6 protein-coding genes and 1 riboswitch are annotated in these 9,052 nt (G+C 64.2%); of the genes, 4 read left to right on the top strand and 2 right to left on the bottom strand.

Going from position 1 to position 9,052, the window contains the following annotated elements; all coding sequences use genetic code 11:
* A partial coding sequence (locus DTW89_RS12655; protein ID WP_114656207.1) for a methyl-accepting chemotaxis protein occupies window positions 1-1,632 on the bottom strand: 1,632 nt, incomplete at its 3' end.
* A gap of 262 nt (window positions 1,633-1,894) precedes the next feature.
* Between DTW89_RS12655 and lpxC the strand changes: the two genes are divergently transcribed.
* The 3 genes from lpxC to thiC all read left to right on the top strand — a co-directional run bounded on the left by lpxC (window position 1,895) and on the right by thiC (window position 5,196).
* Window positions 1,895-2,818: a UDP-3-O-acyl-N-acetylglucosamine deacetylase gene (lpxC, locus tag DTW89_RS12650; protein WP_024812940.1), complete on the top strand. Its 924-nt coding sequence runs from the start codon at window positions 1,895-1,897 to the stop codon at window positions 2,816-2,818.
* 7 nt (window positions 2,819-2,825) lie between these two features.
* Entirely contained in the window at window positions 2,826-3,002 is a 177-nt protein-coding gene (locus DTW89_RS19530; protein WP_201740999.1) for a hypothetical protein, read from the top strand.
* Between the two features lie 47 nt (window positions 3,003-3,049).
* Window positions 3,050-3,171: riboswitch (TPP riboswitch) on the top strand.
* Window positions 3,172-3,318: 147 nt separating this feature from the next.
* A complete protein-coding gene (thiC, locus tag DTW89_RS12645) occupies window positions 3,319-5,196 on the top strand; it encodes a phosphomethylpyrimidine synthase ThiC (protein WP_114656208.1) in 1,878 nt (625 codons plus the stop codon).
* A 137-nt stretch (window positions 5,197-5,333) separates the two neighbouring features.
* Here the strand turns inward: thiC and DTW89_RS12640 are convergent, their stop codons facing one another.
* The gene (locus DTW89_RS12640) at window positions 5,334-6,980 is read right to left on the bottom strand and encodes a methyl-accepting chemotaxis protein (protein WP_114656206.1); all 1,647 of its coding nucleotides are present in this window, start codon (window positions 6,978-6,980) and stop codon (window positions 5,334-5,336) included.
* A gap of 320 nt (window positions 6,981-7,300) precedes the next feature.
* Here DTW89_RS12640 and DTW89_RS12635 point away from each other — a divergent pair, with 320 nt between their 5' ends.
* Window positions 7,301-8,965, top strand: a complete 1,665-nt coding sequence (locus DTW89_RS12635; RefSeq protein ID WP_114656205.1) for a methyl-accepting chemotaxis protein — start codon at window positions 7,301-7,303, stop codon at window positions 8,963-8,965.
* Window positions 8,966-9,052: the final 87 nt, after the last annotated feature.

Genomic DNA, 9,052 nt, shown 5'->3' with positions numbered 1-9,052 from the left:
GACCAAGGGAGGGCGCGTTGCGCCTGTGCGCGCCGGGGCTGGGGCAGGGCGGGGTGCGGCTGGGGTTGCAGGTCGTCTTGTCGGTGCGGGCGCCGAGGCATTGCTGCCGTTCACCCGGAACAACGCGACCACCTGGGTGAGTTTCATGGCTTGCTCGCGCAGGCTGTCTGCGGCGGCGGTGGATTGTTCCACCAGGGCCGAATTCTGCTGCGTCATCTGGTCGAGCTGGTTCATGGCGGTGTTGACCTGCGCGATGCCCTGGCTCTGTTCTGAGGTGGCAGATCGGATCTCACCGATGATGTCAGTCACGCGCTGAACGCTCTCAACGATCTCGGTCATGGTGGCGCCTGCATTGCCCACCAGCTGCGTGCCCGATTCCACCTTTTCAACCGACGCGCCAATCAAGGCCTTGATCTCCTTGGCGGCTTCTGCACTGCGTTGTGCCAGGCTGCGCACCTCGCTGGCCACCACGGCAAAGCCCCGGCCCTGCTCGCCCGCACGGGCGGCTTCCACAGCGGCATTCAAGGCCAGAATATTGGTCTGGAAGGCGATGCCATCGATCACACCGATGATGTCGCTGATCTTGTTGCTGCTGGCGTTGATGTCCTGCATGGTGGCGACCACACGCGACACCACTTCCCCGCCACGCGCTGCCACCGTGGCCGCCGAAGTGGCCATCTGGTTGGCGGTCTGGGCAGAGTCTGAGGTCTGCCGGACGGTGCTGGTCAGCTCTTCCATGCTGCTCGCAGTGCTCTGCAGGTTGCTGGCAGTGTCTTCGGTGCGGTGGGCCAGGTCGTTGTTGCCCTGGGCAATCTCGCTGGACGCCGTGGCGATGCTTTCGGTGGCCGAGCGCACTTCGGTCACGAGCTGGCGCAGCGAGACAACCATGCGGCCCAGGCCGTCGAGCAGGGAGCCTGCTGGAGCGTCAGGGATAGGGGTGTCCAGATTTCCCTGGGCCACCTCTGACATCACTGCGATGGCGTCGATGGGTTCGCCACCGATCTGGCGCAGCACCGAGCGCGTGACCAGCAACCCCACGCCACCCACGACCAGCATCACGACGAGCACGATCGCCAGGTTGGACAGCAGGGTTTTGCGAACGAGCTGGTCGATGTCGTCCGTATACAGACCGGAGCCGACCATCCAGTTCCAGCCGTCCACACGGATCACGTACTGGAGCTTGGGCACCAGCGACTGCGAGCCGGGCCGCGCGAACATGGTGGGCACAAATACGCGGCCGTTGGAACTGGCGTTGAGCGCGGTTGATATCTGTTTGAGAATGTCCGTGCCGGCGCCGTCCTTCACTTTGCCAGCCATGTCCTGGCCTTCCCATTCAGGCTTGATGGGGTGCATCACACCTTTGGAATCCAGCGTCCAGATATAGAAGTACTCGGTTTTGCCTTCAGGTCCACCAAAGCGGGACACGCGCAAAGCGTCCTTGGCCGCCTTTTGGGCTTCTTCTACCGGCATCGCCCCGCTTGCGGCCTTGGCCTGGTACGAGGCCACGATGCTGTGGGCCGATTGCACCGCTGTGGTCAGCAGCTCACGCCGCGACTCGATGATCTGTGACCGCTGCTGCAGCAATGAACTGACCGCCATAAACAGCAGTGCTACCAATGCTGTGGCCAGCATCAGCAGGATCTTGCCTCTACACTGAGTTTGCTCATGAAATCTCCCGGGATGAAAAAAAAGGCTGTTCTTGGGACCCAAAGCAAAGGAACGGCCTGGGTCGTGGGCCATGCGGATCCTTTGGGGCTTGCCCTGTAACCGATTGTGTGATTGTCCTCCATGCCGGTTGTGAGGGAAAACGAGTGCATTCCACTCAGAGTGGACCCCGCCCAGCGCAGCGCCGAGCGCGGCAGCACAAAATCCTTGCGGCAACTAAAATCGCAGGATGCTCAAGCAACGCACCCTCAAAACCCTGACCCGCGCCGTGGGGGTAGGTTTGCACAGCGGCCAGCGGGTCGAGTTGACCCTGCGGCCGGCCCAGCCCGACACGGGCATCGTGTTTCGCCGCGTGGATTTGCCCCAGCCGGTGGACATCCCCATTTCTGCGGCCGCCGTTACCGACACCCGCCTGGCATCGACCATCGGCACCGGCAACGCCAAGGTGCACACCGTCGAGCACCTCATGTCGGCCTGTGCCGGCCTGGGTATCGACAACATGTACGTGGACATCACCGCAGAAGAAGTCCCCATCCTGGATGGTTCATCAGCATCGTTTGTTTTTCTGCTGCAAAGCGCAGGCATTGAATTGCAGAACGCACCCCGCCGCTTCATCCGCGTGACCCGGCCGGTCGAGGTGCGAGAGGGCGAGGGCGCCCATGCCAAATGGGCGCGTCTGACGCCCTACCATGGCTACAAGCTCAGTTTCGAGATTGATTTCGACCACCCGGCGGTCGATTCCACGGGCCAGCGGGTCGAGTTTGACCTGGGCTCCGGCAACTACAGCCGCGACATCGCCCGTGCGCGCACCTTCGGCTTCACGCGCGATGTGGAAATGATGCGCGCAAGTGGCCTGGCGCTGGGCGGCGGGCTCGACAACGCCATCGTGATGGACGACTACAAGGTGCTCAACAGCGACGGGCTGCGCTATGACGATGAATTCGTCAAGCACAAGATCCTGGACGCCATGGGCGACCTGTACCTGGTTGGCAAGCCTTTGCTGGCCGCCTACAGCGCCTTCCGTTCAGGCCATGCCATGAACAACCTGCTGCTGCGCGAGCTGCTGGCCCAGCGCGACGCCTGGGAAGAGGTGACGTTCGAGGACGACCGCCAGGCACCCAGCGGTTTCCTGCAGCCCGTGCGCGCCTGGTAGCAGACCCATGCTGCTGTTTCGCTGGCTGGCCATGGCACTGCTGCTGACTGCGGCGGTTTCTTTCGCGTTTTATGCGGGCACCGGCCAGGCACGCTACAAGCGCTTTGGCCTGGTGGTGCTGAAATGGACCATCATCGCGGCGGTTTTCTTCTTTGCCGTGATGTTCATCGGACGCCTGGCCTGAGCCCGAAAGTTGGGTCGCGGCAGCGCAAGCAGTGCTGGCCTATACTCGCGCCTGCTCCGGGGTGTGCTGATGCACTGAGATGCGGGAGGGCGTGAAACACACGCCCCTCTGCGAACCCGACGAACTTGATCCGGTTCATACCGGCGGAAGAAGAGCCGACCTCCATGCGCCCGTGCCTGCCTATCCGGCATGCACGCCATGCCCCAGGTGCCCCGCGCACTTGCGGGGGAGCAGGTCCATTCCGGAGCAACCCCGCCACCGGAACCAGGAGACCTGCCCCATGAACGCCCCCGACCGACATGCCGAATTGGCCCAGCTGGCCACCCCCGAGAAGTTTGCCGAACTGCTGGCGCTGACGCGCGAGCCCTTCCCCGCATCGCGCAAGGCCTACCTCCCCGGCCATCTGCACACGGATTTGCGCGTGCCGGTGCGCGACATCGCACTCACCAATGGCGAGGTGGTCAGCGTGTACGACACCTCCGGCCCGTACACCGACCCCGAGGCTGCGATCGATGTGCGCCAGGGCCTGGCCAGCGTGCGCGGCGGCTGGATCACCGGCCGTGGTGATGTGGAGCACTACGAGGGCCGCGCCCCGGTGGGGCTGGACGACGGGCAAAAAAGCGAAGACGCCACGCGCCTGGCCCAACTGCGCTCCGAGGCCGCCGCGCTGCAGCGCAAGCCCCTGCGCGCCAAGGCGGGTGCCAATGTCACGCAAATGCACTACGCCAAGAAGGGCATCGTCACGCCCGAGATGGAATACGTGGCCATCCGCGAAAACGGCAAGCGCGAATGGATGGCGCAGTACATGGCCGACGCAGGCCGTGAGCAGCGCCTGATGGGCAACCCCATGGGCGCCAGCATCCCGCGCATCATCACGCCCGAATTCGTGCGCGACGAAGTGGCCCGGGGCCGCGCCATCATCCCGGCCAACATCAACCACCCCGAGGTGGAGCCGATGGCGATTGGCCGCAACTTCCTCGTCAAGATCAACGCCAACATCGGCAACTCGGCTGTCACGTCCAGCATTGAAGAAGAAGTGGAAAAGCTGGTGTGGGCGATCCGTTGGGGTGCCGACAACGTGATGGACCTCTCGACCGGCAAAAACATCCACACCACACGCGACTGGATCGTGCGCAACTCGCCCGTGCCCATTGGCACGGTGCCGATCTACCAGGCGCTCGAAAAGGTGGGCGGCGTCGCCGAAGACCTGACCTGGGAGATCTTCCGCGACACGCTGATCGAGCAGGCCGAGCAGGGCGTGGACTACTTCACCATCCACGCCGGCGTGCGCCTGGCGTACATCCACCTCACGGCGGCGCGGCGCACCGGCATCGTCTCGCGTGGCGGCTCCATCATGGCCAAGTGGTGCATGGCGCACCACCGCGAGAGCTTTTTGTACGAGCACTTCGAGGATATCTGCGACATCATGAAGGCGTACGACGTGTCGTTCAGCCTGGGCGACGGCCTGCGCCCCGGCTGCGCCAGCGACGCCAACGACGAAGCGCAGTTTGCCGAGCTGCACACGCTGGGCGAGCTGACCCAGGTAGCATGGAAGCACGACGTGCAGACCATGATCGAAGGCCCCGGCCATGTGCCCATGCACATGATCCAGGCCAACATGACCGAGCAGCTCAAGACCTGCCACGAAGCGCCGTTCTACACCCTGGGCCCGCTGACCATCGACATCGCGCCGGGCTACGACCACATTGCGTCCGCCATCGGCGCGGCCATGATCGGCTGGATGGGCACGGCCATGCTGTGCTACGTGACGCCCAAGGAACACCTGGGCCTGCCCGACCGCGACGACGTCAAGCAAGGGATCATCGCCTACAAGATCGCCGCGCACGCCGCCGACGTGGCCAAGGGCCACCCCGGAGCCCGCGCGCGTGACGATGCGCTGAGTCAGGCGCGGTTTGATTTTCGCTGGCAGGACCAGTTCAACCTGGGTCTTGACCCTGAGACAGCGCAGGCCTTCCACGACGAAACCTTGCCCAAGGATGCCTCCAAGGTGGCGCACTTTTGCTCGATGTGCGGCCCCAAGTTCTGCTCGATGAAGATCACGCAGGAAGTGCGCGACTTTGCCGCGCAAAAGGGTGTAGCCGAGGCCGAAGCGCTGGCGGCGGGCATGGAGACCAAGGCTGAAGAGTTTCAGCGCGGCGGCGGCAGCCTGTACGTGCCGATCAAGCCTGTCTGATTGATTGCTATTAAAAACGTAGCTGCTGGCGCTTTCTGCATAAGCGCTAGCAGCACTTTTTACCTATTTTCTAGCGGATTCACCCAATTTTCAGCCCTCACCAGCCATCTACAACGGGGCGGCCGCAACCCCGTTGTTTAGCCATTCGCCAGCAGTGCCTGTTGCCGGTGTGCGTGGGCCATCTGGCCGATGGGCGGCAGGGCTGTTTCGGCGCCCTGGCCGGGCAGCACAAACTGGCTGATCAGGGTGGAAAGCTCGTGGGCCTGGCTGCGCAGGCCCGCCGATGCGGCCATTGACTGCTCTACCAGCGCCGAGTTGGCTTGGGTCATCTGGTCCAGCCGCGCTACTGCGGTGTTGATCTGGCCAATGTCGCGGTTCTGGTCCTGCGTGGCGGAGGTGATCTCGCCCATCATGCGTTCGGCGTTCTGGATGGAGCCCACGATGCGCTGCATGGTAGTGCCCGCTACGCCCGCCAGGCTGGTGCCCTCTTTCACCTGATCGACCGATTCATTGATCAGCGCCTTGATTTCCCGCGCCGCGGCGGCCGACCGGGTGGCCAGGCTGCGCACCTCGGCAGCCACCACCGCAAAGCCCCGGCCCTGGTCGCCCGCATGGGCCGCCTCCACGGCGGCATTGAGAGCCAAAATGTTGGTCTGGAACGCAATGGAGTCGATCACGCCGATGATGGCGGCGATCTTGCCGGCCGACGCATGGATGCCTTGCATGGTGCGCTCTACCTGGGCCACCACGCTGCCGCCCTCGTGCGCCACCGTCGTGGCCGTGGCCACGATCTGCTGCGCGTCGTGCGCGGCCTGCGCGGACTGCATCACCCGGCTGGTGATCTGCTCCAGCGCCGCCGCGGTCTGCTGCAGGCTGGCAGAGGTTTCCTCGGTGCGGCTGGAGAGGTCGGTGTTGCCATTGGCGATTTCCGATGCGGCGGAGCTCACGTTCTGTGCCGACCCGCGCACCTGCACCACCAGGGTGCGCAGCGCCTGCTGCATCACCGCCAGCGAATTGAGCATGCGGCCCGCTTCGTCTTTTTCATGGCCGGCAATGTCGTGGCGCAGGTCCAGGGCCGCCACGCGGTCGGCCGTGACGCTGGCCAATGCGATCGGGCGTGTGATGCTGCGCACCAGCCACAGCGCCAGCACGCTGCCCACCACCAGGGCCAGTGCCCCAAAGGCCAGCAGCGCAGTGCGGGCCACGGCGCCCAAGCGTTCCACCTCGCGTGCGCCGGCATCCATCGCGTTGCGCTGCGACTGGGTCAGCGTGCCCAGTGCGGACAGCAGTGCACCGGAAGAGGGCAGGAACCGCTCTGCATATACCTTGCGGATGCGCTCGGTAAAGTTGGATTCGCTGGCCGCCATCAGCTCGGCGCGGGCTTTCTGAAAATCCTTTCCTGCGGCCTGGATGCCCTCCAGCAGTGCGCGGTCTTGGGCAGCCTGCAGGCCCTTGTCCAGCTCGGCGATCAGCCCGTCGTAGCGCTGCTGGGTGACGGCGATGTCGGCGCCCAAAATCTCGTTCACCTCGGGCTCCGAGCTCAGGGCGATAGCCTTGTAGCGTTCGGAGTTGATGGCCTGGAAACGGTAAGCGTCGGCAACCAGTCGTTCGGTGGCAACGCCCTGGCTCACCATGGTTTCGGTGGATTGCTGGATCTGGCGAAGTGACCAGATGCCAATGACCGAGCCCAACAGGGTCAGCGTGAGTACCAGGCAGAACGTGGTCAACAGTCGCTTGCCCAGGGTTCCGCGGGATGGTGGGGTGGAGTGCAGGGGGGCAGACATGGTGTTCCTGGGTTCTTCGATGAGGCCGGGGCTTTGCCGGGGCGTGCAAAGGGCGCTGTGTCGGCCCTGCGGAAAACCGCTGCCTGAGCGGCGGTGCGCCCCATTGTCTGGCCCATATGTGACAAAGTGTTTTCAAATCCCTACCGCGAAAATGTGCCACTGGATCACGGCAGCGGGGGCAACAACGCCGGTAAATACCCTGTGCGCCAGAGGAGGATGCGGCATTTATAGTCCCCGGGTGCCAGCCCAGAAGGTTGGTTGATGGCGTGGCATTAAAGTTGCTTTGTCAGGGTACTTGTCAAAATTTGTAAGGGTGAGCCATGAACGCTCTGGGCCGACTTTCCATTCGTACGCGCCTGTATTTCGGCACGATCTTTTCGCTGGTGTTGCTGGTGATCATTGGTGCAATGGGTTTCATTGCCCTGGACCGCACCCGCGGCACGCTGGAGGTGCTGTTCTCGCAACGGGTGCAGACGCTGACCGACATGTCCGATCTGCGCACCGCGCTGGGCGACCTGCGCCGTGCCGAGAAAGACATCATCATCAACTTCAACAACACCGTGGAAGTGGCGGCGCTGCGCGAAAGCTGGGGCAAGACGCTGGCGGCCCTGCGCAATAGCCTGGCCGATGTGCGCCAGGTGCAGGCGGGCGACGCGGCCTTTGTGGCCGCTATCGACAAATCGCTCGACGAGATCAAGCAATACGAAGCCGGCATTGTTCCGATCTTCGACCAGATCGAGCGCGCCCAGATCGACGGTGCCGGTGGTGGCGCCTATGCCGACCGGCTGAAAACACACATGGAAGCCACCGACCAGCTGTTCTCTCGCCTGGCCACTTCGGCCCGGGAGCAGATGCAGGAGGCGCGCCAGGGCGTGGACTCCCTCGCCGCCACCATGTCCGGCCTGATTGGCGTGGCCCTGGTGTTGGCCCTGGCGGTGCTGATTCCGCTCACCTACCTGAGCGTGCGCTCGATCACCCGTTCATTGGCCCAGGCCCGCGATCTGGCCGAGCGCATTGCCGGGGGTGACCTGTCGCGCGACACGCAGGCACTCAACCACGACGAAGTGGGCCAGCTGGTGACGGCCATGGGCCGCATGCAGCAATCCTTGCGCGGCCTGGTGCGCCAGGTGCAGGATGCGGCGGGCAACATTTCTACCGCCAGTTCAGAAATCGCCACGGGCAACCACGACCTCAGCCAGCGCACCGAGCAGACCGCTGCCAACCTCGAAGAAGCGGCCTCGTCGATGGAGATGCTCACCAGCACGGTGCAGCAAAGCGCGCAGGCCTCGCGCCAGGCCAGTGACTTTGCCTCGTCGGCCGCCGAAGTGGCAGCACGCGGCGGTGCCGTGGTTTCGCAGGTGGTGAGCACCATGGACCAGATCACCACCAGTTCGCGCAAGATTGCCGACATCACGGGCGTGATCGACTCCATTGCGTTCCAGACCAACATCCTGGCGCTCAATGCCGCCGTGGAAGCCGCACGCGCGGGTGAGCAGGGCCGGAGCTTTGCCGTGGTGGCCAGCGAAGTGCGCAGCCTGGCCCAGCGCAGCGCCGGGGCGGCCAAAGAGATCAAGGAGCTGATTGGTTCATCGGTCGAGCGCGTGGAAGATGGCTCGCGCCTCGTGAGCCAGGCAGGCCAGACCATGACCGAAATCGTGGGCAGCGTGCGCCGCGTGTCCGGCATCATTCACGAAATCACCGCCTCGGCCGCCGAGCAAAGCGACAACATCGGCCACATCAGCCAGTCGGTCACCCAGCTCGACCAGATGACCCAGCAAAACGCCGCGCTGGTGGAGCAGTCCACGGCGGCATCCGAATCGTTGCGTGAGCAGGCCCTGCAACTGACGCGCGCCGTCAGCCAGTTCAAGCTGCACGATGGTGCTGCCGCGAGTGCGCAGCCAGGCGGCCTGCCCGCCGCTGCTGCGGCCCGCGGCCGCCAGCCCGCCAGGGCGCGGCAGGCGCAAGTGGCGCTGCAGATTCAATAGTGGTGTTTTTGGCTGCTAGCGCTTATGCAGAAAGCGCTAGCAGCTATTAAATGTATAGCATTTAATTCCGGGGCTTCAAGCTGCGGT

Source organism: Acidovorax sp. BoFeN1 (genome assembly GCF_003345135.1).
Taxonomy (GTDB): domain Bacteria; phylum Pseudomonadota; class Gammaproteobacteria; order Burkholderiales; family Burkholderiaceae_C; genus Acidovorax; species Acidovorax defluvii.
This window is presented reverse-complemented; position numbering and strand designations above follow the sequence as displayed.

Excerpts from the sequence above, each read along its gene's own strand:
- lpxC (WP_024812940.1), top strand. The coding sequence starts at position 1,895 with ATGCTCAAGCAACGCACCCTCAAAACCCTGACCCGCGCCGTGGGGGTA.
- DTW89_RS19530 (WP_201740999.1), top strand. The coding sequence starts at position 2,826 with ATGCTGCTGTTTCGCTGGCTGGCCATGGCACTGCTGCTGACTGCGGCG.
- DTW89_RS12640 (WP_114656206.1), bottom strand. The coding sequence starts at position 6,980 with ATGTCTGCCCCCCTGCACTCCACCCCACCATCCCGCGGAACCCTGGGC.
- DTW89_RS12635 (WP_114656205.1), top strand. The coding sequence starts at position 7,301 with ATGAACGCTCTGGGCCGACTTTCCATTCGTACGCGCCTGTATTTCGGC.